16 protein-coding genes are annotated in these 14,183 nt (G+C 70.0%); 8 read left to right on the top strand and 8 right to left on the bottom strand.

All coding sequences use genetic code 11. From position 1 onward, the window contains the following. Nucleotides 1-73 precede the first annotated feature (73 nt). Nucleotides 74-223 (top strand): hypothetical protein, encoded by a 150-nt coding sequence (locus ON41_RS41500; protein WP_157185434.1) that lies wholly within the window; start codon nt 74-76, stop codon nt 221-223. A gap of 104 nt (nt 224-327) precedes the next feature. Here ON41_RS41500 and ON41_RS11655 read toward each other — a convergent pair whose 3' ends face one another. Then, the gene (locus tag ON41_RS11655; RefSeq protein WP_373281338.1) at nt 328-672 is read right to left on the bottom strand and encodes a metalloregulator ArsR/SmtB family transcription factor; all 345 of its coding nucleotides are present in this window, start codon (nt 670-672) and stop codon (nt 328-330) included. 130 nt (nt 673-802) lie between these two features. On the opposite strand from ON41_RS11655, the gene arsM reads away from it, so the two are divergent. The 4 genes from arsM to ON41_RS11635 all read left to right on the top strand — a co-directional run bounded on the left by arsM (nt 803) and on the right by ON41_RS11635 (nt 4,173). Next, on the top strand, nt 803-1,648 hold the full coding sequence (arsM, locus tag ON41_RS11650; protein ID WP_040747581.1) for an arsenite methyltransferase: 846 nt from the start codon (nt 803-805) through the stop codon (nt 1,646-1,648). A gap of 40 nt (nt 1,649-1,688) precedes the next feature. Then, the gene (locus tag ON41_RS11645; RefSeq protein WP_051161253.1) at nt 1,689-2,546 is read left to right on the top strand and encodes a helix-turn-helix transcriptional regulator; all 858 of its coding nucleotides are present in this window, start codon (nt 1,689-1,691) and stop codon (nt 2,544-2,546) included. Nucleotides 2,547-2,615: 69 nt separating this feature from the next. After that, complete coding sequence (locus ON41_RS11640) at nt 2,616-3,596, top strand: quinone oxidoreductase family protein (RefSeq protein WP_040747580.1); 981 nt, start codon at nt 2,616-2,618, stop codon at nt 3,594-3,596. A gap of 154 nt (nt 3,597-3,750) precedes the next feature. Continuing rightward, a complete protein-coding gene (locus ON41_RS11635; RefSeq protein WP_051161260.1) occupies nt 3,751-4,173 on the top strand; it encodes a GtrA family protein in 423 nt (140 codons plus the stop codon). 4 nt (nt 4,174-4,177) lie between these two features. On the opposite strand, the gene ON41_RS41495 is transcribed toward ON41_RS11635, so the two are convergent. Together ON41_RS41495 and ON41_RS11630 are read right to left on the bottom strand one after the other, a co-directional pair. Then, entirely contained in the window at nt 4,178-4,432 is a 255-nt protein-coding gene (locus ON41_RS41495) for a hypothetical protein (protein ID WP_157185433.1), read from the bottom strand. Nucleotides 4,433-4,484: 52 nt separating this feature from the next. Further along, entirely contained in the window at nt 4,485-5,366 is an 882-nt protein-coding gene (locus ON41_RS11630; RefSeq protein WP_040747579.1) for an SDR family oxidoreductase, read from the bottom strand. 86 nt (nt 5,367-5,452) lie between these two features. On the opposite strand from ON41_RS11630, the gene ON41_RS11625 reads away from it, so the two are divergent. From ON41_RS11625 to ON41_RS38920, 3 genes are all read left to right on the top strand, one after another. After that, on the top strand, nt 5,453-6,025 hold the full coding sequence (locus ON41_RS11625; protein ID WP_040747578.1) for a TetR/AcrR family transcriptional regulator: 573 nt from the start codon (nt 5,453-5,455) through the stop codon (nt 6,023-6,025). A gap of 50 nt (nt 6,026-6,075) precedes the next feature. After that, nucleotides 6,076-6,426 (top strand): histidine phosphatase family protein, encoded by a 351-nt coding sequence (locus ON41_RS40140; RefSeq protein ID WP_373281336.1) that lies wholly within the window; start codon nt 6,076-6,078, stop codon nt 6,424-6,426. A 163-nt stretch (nt 6,427-6,589) separates the two neighbouring features. Next, nucleotides 6,590-7,957, top strand: a complete 1,368-nt coding sequence (locus ON41_RS38920; protein ID WP_083905283.1) for a pentapeptide repeat-containing protein — start codon at nt 6,590-6,592, stop codon at nt 7,955-7,957. Between the two features lie 121 nt (nt 7,958-8,078). Here ON41_RS38920 and ON41_RS11610 read toward each other — a convergent pair whose 3' ends face one another. The 5 genes from ON41_RS11610 to ON41_RS11590 all read right to left on the bottom strand — a co-directional run bounded on the left by ON41_RS11610 (nt 8,079) and on the right by ON41_RS11590 (nt 14,114). Then, nucleotides 8,079-9,026: an NADP-dependent oxidoreductase gene (locus ON41_RS11610; protein ID WP_040747576.1), complete on the bottom strand. Its 948-nt coding sequence runs from the start codon at nt 9,024-9,026 to the stop codon at nt 8,079-8,081. 150 nt (nt 9,027-9,176) lie between these two features. Then, nucleotides 9,177-10,058, bottom strand: a complete 882-nt coding sequence (locus ON41_RS11605) for a TIGR03854 family LLM class F420-dependent oxidoreductase (protein ID WP_040747575.1) — start codon at nt 10,056-10,058, stop codon at nt 9,177-9,179. A gap of 171 nt (nt 10,059-10,229) precedes the next feature. Beyond that, a complete protein-coding gene (locus ON41_RS43400) occupies nt 10,230-10,592 on the bottom strand; it encodes a hypothetical protein (protein WP_040747574.1) in 363 nt (120 codons plus the stop codon). 178 nt (nt 10,593-10,770) lie between these two features. Further along, nucleotides 10,771-12,723, bottom strand: coding sequence for a VWA domain-containing protein (locus tag ON41_RS11595; protein WP_040747573.1), 1,953 nt, complete (start codon nt 12,721-12,723; stop codon nt 10,771-10,773). After that, nucleotides 12,720-14,114, bottom strand: coding sequence for a sigma 54-interacting transcriptional regulator (locus tag ON41_RS11590; protein ID WP_040747572.1), 1,395 nt, complete (start codon nt 14,112-14,114; stop codon nt 12,720-12,722). The genes ON41_RS11595 and ON41_RS11590 overlap by 4 nt, the downstream gene beginning before the upstream one ends. Nucleotides 14,115-14,183: the final 69 nt, after the last annotated feature.

Here is a 14,183-nt window from a genome sequence, read left to right as displayed (position 1 = left end):
AGTCGGGCTGTCACTCGGAAAAGACTGACACGCGCTGTTTCCGGCGCACGATTCGCGAACACAGGGAATGAACGTGTACACCATCGCACTGCTCGGCTCGAGTTGTTTCATCTGCTACCTGGCGCTCTGCGCCCTCGTCGTGCTCCGCACCGGCGCCACATCCGGATTACGCGACGTCGCGTGGGCGGTGAACGGAATCCTCCACCTGCGGCAAGTGAACTGATACACCGCTGAGCGAACGATATGGGTGAATGTGCTTCTACGAGAAGCACATTCACCCATATCGGCGCGGTGACGCGTCGAGTACCCGCAGCGCATGTTCCAGGATCACGATGCCCCCGCTGGCACGTCGAGCGTCAGTACCGACGAGAGTCGTTGCAGCGCTTCGGGGATCACCCGGTAGTAGACCCAGGTGCCGCGGCGCTGGCTGTCGATCAGCCCGGCCTCTCGCAGCACCTTCAGGTGATGGGAGATCGTGGGCTGCGACAGGTCGAAGGCCGGGGTCAGCTCGCAGACACACACCTCTCCGCCGCCGCGGGCCGCGATCAGGGACAGGACCCGCAGCCGGACCGGGTCGGCGAGCGCCTTGAACATGCCCGCCAGTCCGGCCGCCGCCTCGGCATCCAGCGGCGCGGACAAGGTGGTCGCGCAGCAGTCGGTGGACGCGATCACCACGGATTCCTGTTTCGACACCCATCTATATTGACAGTTGCCTATCCAGCGGCGCAAGCTGTGTATCGATATTCGTCGATACAGCCCGGTCAGGTACTTATCCGCCGGGGTTCGGAAGGAGTGTGAGGTCATGTCCCACCAGCAGCACGACCTGCGGGAGACGGTGCGAGCCCGGTACGCGGCGGCGGCACAGACAGTGACGGCCGGCGGCGTGGCCGAGGACTGTTGCGGATCCGCCTGCTGCACAACCGGTCCGACGGATATCGATCCGACCTTCGGCGCGAGCCTGTACGGCGCGGCCGACCGCGGCGAGCTGCCGATTCAGGCGGTGGCGGCGTCACTGGGCTGCGGCAACCCGACCGCCGTCGCGGACCTGCGGGCCGGTGAGCGGGTCCTGGACCTCGGCTCCGGCGGCGGGATCGACGTCATCCTGTCCGCGCGCCGCGTCGGGGACACCGGAAAGGCGTTCGGGGTCGACATGACCGACGAGATGCTCGCCCTCGCCGCCGAGAACGTCGCCAAGGCCGGGGTGGCGAACGTGGAGTTCCTGAAAGGAACGATCGAGTCGATCCCGTTGCCCGCCAACACGATCGACGTGGTCATCTCCAACTGCGTGATCAATCTGTCCGTCGACAAACCTGCCGTCTTCGCCGAGATGGCCCGCGTCCTGACACCCGGCGGTCGGATCGGCATCACCGACGTGGTCGCCGACGACACCCTGACCCCGGCCGACCGCGCGCAACGCGGCAGCTATGTCGGCTGCATCGCCGGAGCACTGTCGTTCACCGAATATCGCGCCCACCTCACCGCGGCCGGATTCACCGACATCGATATCACCCCGACCCACGAGGTCGCCGACGGCATGCATTCCGCGATCGTCAAGGCCGTCAAACCCTCCGCGCGGCAAGAACCTACCGCCGCCTGCTGCGGAGACGACTGCTGCCCGAGCGCAGAGTCTGTCCCGGACAGGACATAGGCGCTCTCGCCCTCGACCAGCATCGATCTATCGTGGACCCGTGACCACCACCTCCCAGAATTCCGAAGTCCGCGCCGGCGTCTCGCGGGACCGGCGGCGCGAAGAATTGCGGGAGTACCTGCGCAGCCGCCGGGAACGCCTGACGCCCGCCGAGGTGGGACTGCCCGACGCGGGCCGCCGGCGCACGCCGGGCCTGCGGCGGGAGGAGGTCGCGGTGCTGGCGGGGGTGGGAGTCTCCTGGTACACGTGGCTCGAACAAGGCCGCGATATCAAGGTCTCCGAGGATGTGCTTGACGCGGTCGCCCGCGCCTTGCGACTCGACGAGGCCGAGCGTGCCCACCTGTATCGCCTGGCGGGGCTGAATCCGCCGCAGCGGACAGCGATTCCGTCGGTGCCCGCCTCACCGCAGATGCTGCGGCTGCTCGACACCTGGGCGCCGCGACCGGGCTACATCCGGGACCGGCACTGGAACTTCACCGCCGTCAACGACGCCGCGCGGGCGGTATTCGGCTACGGCGACACCGACCACAACTGCCTGATCTCCTTCTTCACCAACGCGCGGTTCCGGGTGCTGCACCAGCAGTGGGACGAGATCGCGGCGGCGACGGCAGCCGTATTCCGCGGCGACGCCGCCCGCTATCCCGACGATCCGGAATTCGACCGCATCGCCGACGATCTGGCACAGGTCAGCCCGGAATTCGCGCGGCTGTGGGCCCGCCACGACGCGGCCGAGCACGCGACCGCGATCAAAGCCGTCGACCACCCCGAGGTCGGGGTCATGGTGTTCGAGGCGACCCTGCTCCCCCTGCCCGACCATCCGGGCCACCACCTCATCCTGCACAACCCGGTCCCGGGCACCGAGACCGAGAACCGGCTGGAGCGCCTGCTGCATTCGTAGCCTGGTGGCGCCACACCCCCCATGAACCGGCACTGCCTATCGCCACGCCGCGCCCGCAGGATCGGTGTCATGAGCAATGCCACCCGGATGCGAGCGATCACCATCCCCGAATTCGGCCCCGCGGAAGTCCTGCGCGCGGCCACCGTCACCCTCCCCGAGCCCGGACCGGGCCAGGTCGCCATCGATGTGGCCTACGCGGGCGCCAACTTCGCCGAGGTCCTCTACCGGCAGGGCGTCGTCGACGTTCCCCTGCCGTTCGTGCCCGGCATCGAGGTCTCCGGCCACATCCGCGCCGTCGGAGCGGGCGTGGAGGATCTGCGCGTGGGCCAGCCGGTGGCCGCGCTGACCATCGTCGACAGCGGCGGCTACGCCGAGGTCGTGGTCACCTCCGCCGATCTGGTGATCCCGCTCGACGAGCGGTCGCTGAGCCTGGCCACCGCCGCCGCCCTGCCGTCCAACAGCACCACCGCGTTCCTGGTCCTCGACCGCGTCGCCCGCATCGAACCCGGCGAGAGCGTGCTCGTGCACGCCGCCGCGGGTGGCGTCGGCAGCCAGCTCGGTCAGGTGGCCCGGCTGCTGGGCGCGGGCCGCGTGGTCGGTACCGTCGGCAGCCCCGAAAAGATCGAGACCGCAAGGTCGTTCGGCTACGACGAGGTGATCCTGCGCGATCGGCTCGCCGAAGCGGGTGAGTTCGACATCGTGGTCGACATGGTCGGCGGCCCCGCCCGCCGCGCCGGCCTGGACCGGCTCGCCCCGCTCGGCCGGCTCGTGGTGATGGGCAATGCCTCCGGTGCGGACGATATCGGGATCTCGGCGAACGAACTCTGGTTCACCAGCAAGACGGTCTCCGGGTTCAATCTGGCCGCCTTCGCCGCCGCCTATCCCGCCCAGGCCGGCGCCGCCCTCCGCCGCGCGATCGGCGCGGCCACCTCCGGAGATCTCCGGATCCAGGTCGAGACCCTCCCGCTGACCCGCGCCGTCGAGGCGCACCACCGCATCGAATCCGGCTCCACCACGGGCAAACTGGTTCTCGAGGTCACGTCCGCCTGACGTCGGGCAAGCCCGGCGCCCGGTGTCAGCTGGGGTGTCAGTCCGGTGTCAGAGCGGCGACAGCCCGGCTCGCGACAGTATCGGTGTGAACAGCACAGCATTCGCCACTCCCGGACTGCGGGCCACGATCCTCGGGGATATCGACCTGGCCCCGATGCTGCGCGCCGAGCCCCGCCCGACGCGATACCTGCGCAGCGATCACGCCTTCGCCCAGCTGATCCGCTTCGCTCTGGTCGGCGGCGCCAGCAATATCGCGTATGTCCTGCTGTTCCTGGCGATGAGCGGAATCGGCCCGCTGGTCGCCAATATCGCCGGGTCGATCGTCAGCACGGTGATCGCGAACGAACTCCACCGGCAGCTGACGTTCCGGGCGGCCGGGCGCGTCGGCTGGTTCACCGCTCAGTGGGAGGGCGGCGGGCTGGCCCTGCTCGGCGTGTTGATCAGCACCGCGGCGCTGGCCGTCCTCGGCTTCTGGGCTCCCGGTCTCGGCGGCCTCGCCCAGGCGGGCGCCATGATCGCCGTCACGGCGGCGGTCGGCGGTATGCGCTTCCTGGCCTTGCGCGGCTTCGTGTTCTGAGCGCTCAGTGAAAACCGAACGTCTGGTTCAGCAGTTCCGCCTCGGCCATCAGCGTGGACGATTCGAGACGGTCGCCGACCCGCGAGGCCAGTTCCCCGCGGGTGATCAGCGACTTCCCGTCCGCGTCGTCCCCGGTGGCGGGAGCGAGGCGAATACGCCCCTCCCGCAAGACGAGCCGAGTTCCGGGGCAGCCGGTTTGAAGCAGCTGACGCAGATCGGCCTCCGTAACCTGAGTCGGGTCGGGTGCTTCGGAAAACATATGCGGCGGATGCCCACGCGATCCCGGGAAAAACGCCCTGCGCCGTACCGATTCAGGGCTGGATGTTCTCCAGGTCCTCCAGCAGGCTCGGATGCCGCGGCTGCCAGCCCAGCGCCTCCCGCGTGTGGGCGCTCGACGCGGGCTGATCGGTCGCGAAGATCGGGCCGAGCGCGCCGAAGTTCTCCGGCGGCACGGATTCCACCGGCAACCCCAGGCGCCGGCCGATGACGGCCGCGATATCGCGCACGGCGTCGCCCTCGTCGGCCACGGCATGCCACGCGGTTCCAGCCGGGGCCTGCTCCAGCGCCAGCCGGAAGAGGACGGCCGCGTCGAGCGCGTGCACAGCCGGCCAGCGCTGGGTGCCGTCGCCCGGGTAGCCGGACACCCCGCTGCGCCGGGCCGCGCCGGTCAGGATGCCGGCGAATCCGCCCTGTCCCTCGTTGTGCACCGTGCGCGGCAGGCGAACGGCCGCACTCCGCACGCCGCGTGCGGCCAGCTCGAGCACCGCCATGACCGAGCGACTGCGACCGCCGACAGGTCCGTCGGTCGGCAGCGGATCGGCCTCGGTGGAGGCGCGGCCCGGAACGCCCGGCGTGCCCGAGACCGTCACGAACGGGCGATCGCTGCCCGCGAGTTCGTCTCCCATGGCCGCCATGGCCGCGCCCTCCTCGGCGACTCCCGCCGCCAGGGCCTCCGGGCTGCTGAAGTCGTTGCTGAAGGCCAGGTGGATCACGCCGTCGGCCGCGGCGGCGCCGGTGCGCAGCGTGGGCAGATCGGCGAGATCGCCGCGCAGCGGTTGGGCGCCAACGGCATCGAGGGCCTTCGCGGAAGCGTCGGAACGAGCGAGTGCTCGGACGGTGTGGCCGTTGCCGAGCAGTTCGGCGACGACCGCCGACCCGATCAGGCCGGAACCGCCGGTGACGAACACATGCATATCTCTCTCCCTCGCTGTGATGGGACTGTTGTCTCATCACCATAGCAGAGTGACGAGACAATGGTCCCATCACTTATCATCGACACATGGCACGGTGGGAACCTGGAGCACGAGAGCGGCTGGTCCTGGCCGCCGTAGATCTGTTCACCGAGCAGGGGTACGACGCCACGACGGTCGCGCAGATCGCCGAGCGCGCCGGAGTCACGAAGAGCACCTTCTTCCGCTACTTCCCCGACAAGCGCGAACTCCTCGTGGCCGGGCAGCAGACGCTGAGTCAACTGCTCACCGACGGCATCGCCGAGGCGCCCGAGAACGCGACCCCCCTCGAGGCCGTCGCCGCCGGCCTCGAACGCGCCTCGACCGCGATGGGCCCGATGAACCGCGAATTAGGCCCCCGCCTGACCGCCGCCATCGCCGCCAACGTCGAACTCCAGGAACGCGACGCCCTCAAGAGCGTCGGCCTGGCCGCGGCCATGACCGAGGCCCTCGCTGCCCGAGGCGTCCCCGACCCCACCGCCCACCTGGCCGCCGAACTGGGCGTCCTGGCCTTCAAACGCGGCTACGAAGCCTGGCTCTCCGCACCCCCCGAAACCACCCTCGCCCCCCACACCCTGGCCGCCCTGGCGGCCCTCCGAGCCGCCACCCAATCCCTCACCTGACCACACCCCTTGTGCGGCAACAGAACCCGCCCACCGGGCAGCATGATTCCATGACCGGTCACGTACGGATATGGTGCCTTCGCCACGCCGAATCGGAAAACGTCACCGCGGGTATCGCGGGCGCTGTGCCGCTGTCACCGTTGACATCTCGTGGATTCCGCCAAGCCGCCGACGCCGCTCGATCCCTCGCTCACGAGCCGATCACCAACGTCTACTGCAGCACCGCCCTCCGCGCACGACAAACCGCCGCCGCTCTGCTGACTGGCCGCGACTACGACACCGTGGCCCTGGACGAGCTGGCAGAGGTCGGGATCGGCGAGTCGGAGGGAACCGCCGGATCGCACGGGCCCACCCCGGCGAAACCGTTGCCCTCGTCGGCCACGTCGCCAGCCTCACCGTGACACTGGCACAGCTGTGCGGCCTCGGCGCTCGAGTATGGGGAAATCCGCTCCCGCACGCCGTCCCGTTCCTCATCGAACGGGAGGGCGAATCCTGGCACTGCCGGTCCTGGCCCGCGGCGGCATGTGGGTGACAGGTGGGGTGCGGGCCGTCATGATCTAGCCCATGGAGAGCAGGGCGGCCGCCGATGATGCCGGGGCACAGTCGTTTCGGGTGATGCCGTGGTGGCTTGTGCTGGTGGGCTTCGGTATTGCGGTTGTCTCAGGGGTCGTCGTGACGTGGTGGCTGCTGGGGATCGCGGGTAGCGGCGGCTCGGCCGGTGCGACGGTGCGGATCGATGCGATCCGCACCGGGCTCACGGCTGTCGCGGGGACGGGCGGCGCGGTCGGGCTCGTGCTGTTGGCGCGGCGGCAGTGGCTGAACGAACGCACGCAGCGGCATCGGGAGTACAACGATGCCGTCACTCGCGCGCATCAGGAGCGGGTGCAGGCCCATGCCGAGGCGAGCGTGGCCTCGGACCAGGCCGCGCGGGATCGGGCGGCGGCGAGTAGCGAGTACGACGCGATCGAGCGGCGGGTCACGGAGTTGTTCGGCAAGGCGGTCGAGCATCTCGGCTCCGACAAGGCGCCGGTGCGGCTCGGTGGTCTCTACGCGCTGGAACGCTTGGCGCAGAACAACGAGCAGTACCGGCAGACGATCGTCGATGTCGTCTGCGCGTATCTGCGGATGCCCGCCCGCGAGGAGGTCCCGGACGAGCAGCACGTGCGACTGGGCGCCCAGCGCATGCTGACCCGGCACCTGCGACCGGGACCGGACCACTGGGAGCACATGCGCATCGACCTCATCGGCGCGTATCTCGACGGGTTCGATGCCTCGCGGTGCGTCTTCGACGACGTCGACTTCACCGGAGCGACCTTCGCGGGGGCGACATCGTTCGACGACAGCGGCTTTCACGGCGAGACGCGGTTCCGTGCGGCCGTATTCCGCGGCGACGTCTCATTGCAGCGCACGCGGTGGCGCCATTCGGTGGACTTCGGCGGCGCGCAGTGGCACCAGAACGCGTACTTCGCCGAAGCGACGTTCGAACACCACGCGCGGTTCGACCATGCCACGTTCGGCGGCAAACGAACGTCCTTCCGCGCGGCCATCTTTCAGCGGACCGCGACCTTCGATCGCAGCCGCCTGACCGGTGACGCCACCTTCCACGGCACGCGATTCGAAAGGAATATGTCGTTCGAGCACGTCACCTGCGATTCGGCCGTCTCCTATCGCGACGCCGTCTTCGTCGGCATGACGATGTTCCGGCGGACGGTCTTTCACGGGCAAGCCGACTTCGGCAGCGCGACATTCGGGGAATACGTAGCGTTCGACAAAGTCCACTTCGCCGGCGGAGTGATGTTCGATCGACAGCCGATCGAACGGATGAGCGCCGTCGAGACCCGGATCGCGGCAAAGTCGTTGTGCCAGTTACCGGACGGCTGGGCCCTGGTTCCTATCGATGACGAACAGGCCGGCCTCACCCGCAAGGGTTGACGGCCGTCTTTCAGAAGACCGGAATGATGGGCGGCGCACAGGTGGTATCGCAGACTCTCCGAGCCGGATTCGCCGGATCAGCGAACTTATGGCGCGACCGTGCGGAACACGATGGATACCTTCAGAAGCGGAGTACCAGCCGACCTCGAACACCGCCGGCCTCCAGCAGGCGGTGGGCGTCGGCGGCTTCGGCAGCCGGGAAGGTGCGGGCCACGCGCAGGCTCAGGATGCCTTGTCCCGCAAGGTGGCTCAGCTCTTTCAGGGCCGCGGAGTCGCGGACGTGGTCGGTGACCATGACGTAGTCGATGGCGATGCCGCGCTCGGATTGCACGCCGCCGGTCAGTGCGGGTGGGCGCAGGGCTACGTAGGAGCCGTTGTCGCGGATGGCGGGCAGAACGGTTTCGCCCAGGAGCGCGCCGTCGATCACGGCGTCTACGCCGTCCGGGGCGTGCTCGCGAATGTGCTGGGCCACATCGGATCCGCGGGGGACGACGATATCGGCGCCGAGCTCGGTGACCAATTGGCGGTCTGCGGGTGCGGCGTCGGCGATTACGGTGAAGCCGGCGTGCTTGGCCAATTGGATGACGTAGCCGCCGACCGCGCCCGCGGCACCGGTCACGGCGATGGTGCGGCCGGTGTCGGGGCCGAGGGCGTCGAGGGCGATCCGGGCGGTCAGGCCGTTCATGGGAAGGGTCGCGGCCGCTACCGGATCGGCGCCGTCGGGGATCGGGGCGACCGAATCACCGGACACGACAATCCATTCCGCGTACGCGCCGCCGCCCTCGAGGACGGGCTTGGTGACGGCGACGACCCGGTCACCGACCCGCCAGCCGGAGTCCGGGGCGGCTTCGTCGATCACGCCGGCCGCGTCCCAGCCGGGCACGTACGGCGGCTCGACGCCACGGTATCGATCGTGCGCCGCGCCCGAGCGGGTCACCACATCCGACGGGTTGACCGTCGCGGCCTCGACCCTGATGCGCACCTCGCCCGGCCCGGCATGCGGCTGCGGCACCTCCAGCGCCCGCAGCACCTCCGGTCCGCCCGGTGCGTCGAATCCGATCGCCAGCATCCTCACTCCCAACCGTCGTCCCCCTGGCGAGCAACCGGCGGGTGGCAGCGGTTGTTCCCGAGCGGGCTCCACCATGCGTTTCCGCGCCACCATGATCCGGCCCGGCGGCACCGGATGCGTCACCGCCGAGCACGCCTTACCTCCGGAACGTCAGTTCTGCCGGGGTAGTAGCTCTTCGGTGAACCGGTCGAGAAAGTGCTCGGTGGGCCGGCCGCCGACCGAGCCGACGACGAACTTGGTGAGGCCCGCCTCGAGGTAGCCGTCGATCAGGCGGTGCAGGTCCTTCCAGCTGCCCGCGACCAGATCGCCGAGATCGGCGCCGGGCCTGCGGCGCAGCACCGAATCCGCCAGCGCGTCGGGTATGCCGTCTTCGGCGAGGACCAGGCTGATGCCGAAGTGGTCGGCCTCGATCTCGCGGCCCGCCTCGTCGGCCGCCGCGATGATGGCCTTCCGGCCCTCCCCCGCCTCCGCGGGTGTCAGGAAGCTGCCCAGCCAGCCGTCACCGAAGCGGCCGATGCGCCGGAACGCCGCGGGCGCCGAACCGCCGAGCCAGATGTCGAGCGGCCGGTCCTGCCGCAGCCCCGAGGTGACGGGACCGACGGTGAAGTACTCGCCCTCGAAGGCGATCTCGTCGTCCCGGAGGGCCGACCGCAGGAGTTCCAGCGATTCGTCGAATACCTTGCCGCGCTTACCCTCCGGAGCTGGGAACAGCTCACGCTCGTCCCGTCGCGCGGGTTGCAGCCCGAAGACGGGCAGCACGCGCTTGGGCGCCAGGGCCGCGAGTGACGACAGCTGCTTGGCGACGAGAACGGGATGGCGGCCGGGCAGGATCGCCACCGATGTCCCGACCTTGAGCCGGGTCGTCCGGGACAGCGCGAACGCCATCCCGACGACCGGATCGACAGATTTCGTGTAGACGAGTTCGGACAACCACAGCGAATCCACGCCGCCCGACTCGAGCCGATCCACGATGGCGGCGAATTCCGCGGGATCGGTCTCCGACCCCAGCCCCACGCCGAAACGTACCTTCATGCCTGCACCTCCGGTCCAGGCAACGATGGGTAGCCGGTGATGCATTCCTGGCGAGATGGTTTCCGGCCACAGGCACGCCGGAAAAATGAGGCCGATCGCGGCGGAATCGTGGATGCGGCCATTCGCGATCGTGGGGCGGCGTCAGTGCGCCGACGTGGGCCTCGGGGAAACTCAGAAAGCGCTGCCGCTGCCTCCGCCGATCCACGGGGAGTAGTAGCCCGGGTAGCTCCAGCCGGGGTTGTAGCCGCCGCCCCAGCCACCCCAGCCGCCGTGGCCGCGCCAGCCGTGGCCCCAACCGCCGTGGCCCCAGCCACCGTGACCCCAGCCGCCGTGGCGGCCACCGCGGTGGACCTCCTGGGCGTTGGCGTCCGCGGGCGCGGCGGGATCCTCGGCGACCAGCGGGATGCCGGGCGCGGGCGCGGGCGCGGCGAAGGCGGGGGCGGCGAAGGCCAGCGGCGCGGCCGCGATGGCGATCACGGCGACGGCGCGGAGCAGACGCTGCCGGGCATGCGCGGGGCTCTGTGTGTCAGACATCGAATCTTCCTAACCTGCAATAACTTTCCGTACGGGTGTCCGGATCGGTACTGCCGACCAACGGTCAACCCCTTACCACGATTCAATGTACCGCTAGATAACGGCACATACAACAGGGATCGGACATCAGCGTGTCACAGGGTTGTCACAGAGTCCGCCCGCGGCGGCACGGAAATACTCAGCCGCGCCGGCCGCGCAGGTAGTCGCGCACCACGGCGGCGCCGAGCCCGTCGAGGTCGGGCGCGATCACCCGCCCGCCACTGCGCCGGGCCACCAGATCGACGAACGCCGCCAGCCGCGGATCCTCTCCCAGCATGAACACCGTGACCGACGCGCCCAGCTTGGCCAGGGCGTCGACCTGGGACATCGTCGCGGCCAGGGTGGGCGGCACAGGCGGCCAGTCGAAGTACGCCTCGCCGTCCGGCTCGAGGTGGGCGGTGGGCTCGCCGTCGGTGACGACGAGGACGACCGGCACCGCGTCCGGATGCCGTCGCAGATGCCGCCCGGCCAGCAGCAGCGCGTGGTGCAGGTTGGTGCCCTGCTCCCAGACGGGTTCCAGCGCGGTCAGCTCGCCGATGTCGACGGTGGTGGCGTAGCGGCCGAAGGTGATCAGATCCAGTGCGTCGGAACGGAATCGGGTGGCGATCAGGTGGTGCAGGGCGAGGGCGGTGCGCTTCATCGGCACCCAGCGGCCGTCCTGCACCATCGACCAGGACGTGTCGACGCACAGCGCCACCGCCGCGCGGGCGCGCTGCTCGGTCTCCATGATCTCGACATCCGAAACATCCAGCGCCACAGCCCGATTGCCGGTGGAGGCCGACCGCAGCACGGCGTTGCGCACCGTGCGCGGCACATCCCACGGCTCGGTGTCGCCGAACTGCCACGGCCGCGTGGACCCGATCGGCTCGCCCGCCGCACCCGCGTGCGCGGTATCGCGTTCGCCGCGCCGGGATCGCAACTGCCCGATGACATCTCGCAGCGCCGTCTCGCCCAGCCGCCGCAGCGCCCGGGGCGTCAGCCGCAGCGAACCGTCGGGCGACCGCTCGAACAACCCCTGCCTGCGCAGTTCGCGTTCCAGCTCGGCCAGGCGCGCGGCGTCCACGCGGGCGTCCTCGCCGAGGTGGCGTTCCAGTGCCTCGAGGTCGATGTCCTCGAGCCGCGCGCCCGGATAGGACTGGCCGAGTTGTTCTGCGAGAGCGTCCAATTCGGCCAGATCCTGGAGCGCCTGCGCGCCCTCGCCCAGGCCCAGCGGGTCCTGGCCACGGAACCGCTGCGCCGACTCCCAGTCCTCCCCCGGGCGCAATGCCCGCAGGTTGGCGTCGAGCGCGGCGATCTGCTCGCCGATGCGCGGATCCCCGAACGCCTGGCCCATCAGCTCCGACAGTTCCGCGCGCTGCTCGGCCGACATCGAATTCATCATGCGCTGGGCGGCCGCGGACCGAGCCGCGAGCGCATCGATCAATTCCTCGGTGCTGCGCGGATTCTCGGGGAAGAACTCGCCGTGCTCGGCCATGAACTCGGCGAACTGCCGCTCGGTGTCGTCGCCCCGCGCGTGCGCCGCGAGCAGGTCGTTCAGGTCCGACATCATCCGCCGGATGCGCTCGACGTCTTCGGGCGTGGTGCTCTGGAGGGCGTCCTTCATGCCCTGGAAGCGCGATTCCAGCAGATCCCGGCCGAGCAGGTCGCGGATCTTCTCGTAGTTCCGGCGGCCGGTCTCCGAACGCCACTGGTACTGGGAGAGTTCGCCCACCGCCGCGGCCGTACTCGACGGCAGCGCGTCCAGCTGTGCCTCGGCGAATCGGGCGTCGTCGGAGGGGTCCGGGAACAGCGCGCGGCGCTCCGCGGCCAGGGCCTCGTCCAGCAACTCGCGGATCTGTTGCAGTGAGCCGTCCAGCCGGTGCCGCCGGGAGATCTCGGAGCGGCGCTGCCACAGCCGGCGGGTCAGCTCGTCGAGGCCGCTGGTGTCGCGCATGCCGCGGCGCAGCAGTTCCTCGAACGCGGACCGCGGCGAACCACCCTCCATGACGTCGCGCCCGATCTGGTCGAGCGCCTCCCGCAGGTCCAGCGGCGGCGCCAGCGGATCGGGCCCCTCGTGATAGGGACCGTAGGAGTAGCGATCCGGAATGGTCATTGCCCGTACACCGTCATACCGTCGTCGGAGTCCTTGGCGATCTGGCGGGCCAGATACAGCGATTCCAGCGCGAATTCGACGGCGGCGGCGATGCGGGTCGGCGACTCCGCGGCCTCGACGCCGAGCCGCGCGGCGACCTCGTGCAGGATCGGCAGTTCCGGCAGCGCCGAGAGCACCTCCTGGCCGGGCACCCGCTCGCCGGTCGTGACCAGGTGGCCGTCGCCGACCGCCTCGGCCAGCGGGCGAAGGTTCAACCCGCCCAGGCGTTCTCGCGCCGTCTCGGCGAACGCGCGCCGCAGCAGGTGGGTCAGGTGCTCCTGCTCGCGGCCCTCCTCGCCGGATTCGAATTCGATCTTGCCGCGCAGTACCGCGGGCACCGAGTCGAGGTCGACCGGGCGGGCCACCGCGGGCCGCTCCCCCGTGATCGCGGACCGGCGCAGCGCGGCCGCCGCCACCGTCTCGGCCGCGGCGACCGCGAACCGGGCGGACACTCCGGACCGCTGGTCGATCGCCGACGACTCGCGCAGCTGCCGCACGAACCGGGCGAGCACCTCGATCAGCGGATCGCCCACCTCCGCCACGAGATCGGCCTCCTGGCGGACCAGATTCACCTCGGCCGCGACGTCGAGCGGGTAGTGGGTGCGGATCTCCGCGCCGAACCGGTCCTTGAGCGGGGTGATGATCCGGCCGCGGTTGGTGTAGTCCTCGGGGTTCGCGGTGGCGACGAGCAGCACGTCCAGCGGCAGCCGCAGGGTGTAGCCGCGGACCTGGATGTCGCGCTCCTCCATCACGTTCAGCAGCGCGACCTGGATGCGCTCGGCCAGATCGGGCAGCTCGTTGATCGCGACGATGCCGCGGTGCGAGCGCGGCACCAGGCCGAAGTGGATGGTCTCCGGGTCGCCGAGGCTGCGGCCCTCCGCGACCTTGACCGGGTCGACGTCGCCGATCAGGTCGCCGACGGAGGTGTCGGGGGTGGCGAGCTTCTCGGCGTAGCGCTCCGACCGGTGCCGCCACGCGACGGGCAGGTCGTCGCCGAGTTCGGCGGCCAGCCGCCGCCCGGCCGGGCTGATCGGCTCGAGCGGATGTTCGCCCAGCTCGGCGCCCGCGATCACAGGGGTCCATTCGTCGAGCAGGCCGGCGAGTGTGCGCAGCAACCGGGTCTTGCCCTGGCCGCGTTCACCCAGCAACACGACGTCGTGCCCAGCCAGCAGCGCGCGCTCGAGCTGCGGCAGGACGGTGCGGTCGAAGCCGACGATGCCCGGCCACGGATTCTCACCGGACCCCAGCAGCGCCAGCAGGTTCTCGCGAATCTCGGTTTTGACGCCGCGCGGCGCGTAACCCGCGGCGCGCAGCTCGCCCGCGGTGGCGGGCAAGTGTTCTGGAACGGTCACGACATCGACGCTACGACGATTCCGCGGTCTGGTCGACGTGGAGTAACTCCAGGAAACGCGCTGGAAAAG

The organism is Nocardia transvalensis NBRC 15921, from assembly GCF_000308875.1.
In the GTDB taxonomy this organism is placed as follows: Bacteria; Actinomycetota; Actinomycetes; order Mycobacteriales; family Mycobacteriaceae; genus Nocardia; species Nocardia transvalensis.
Note: the sequence above shows the minus strand (reverse complement) of the source record. Positions and strands in the feature narration are given on the sequence as shown.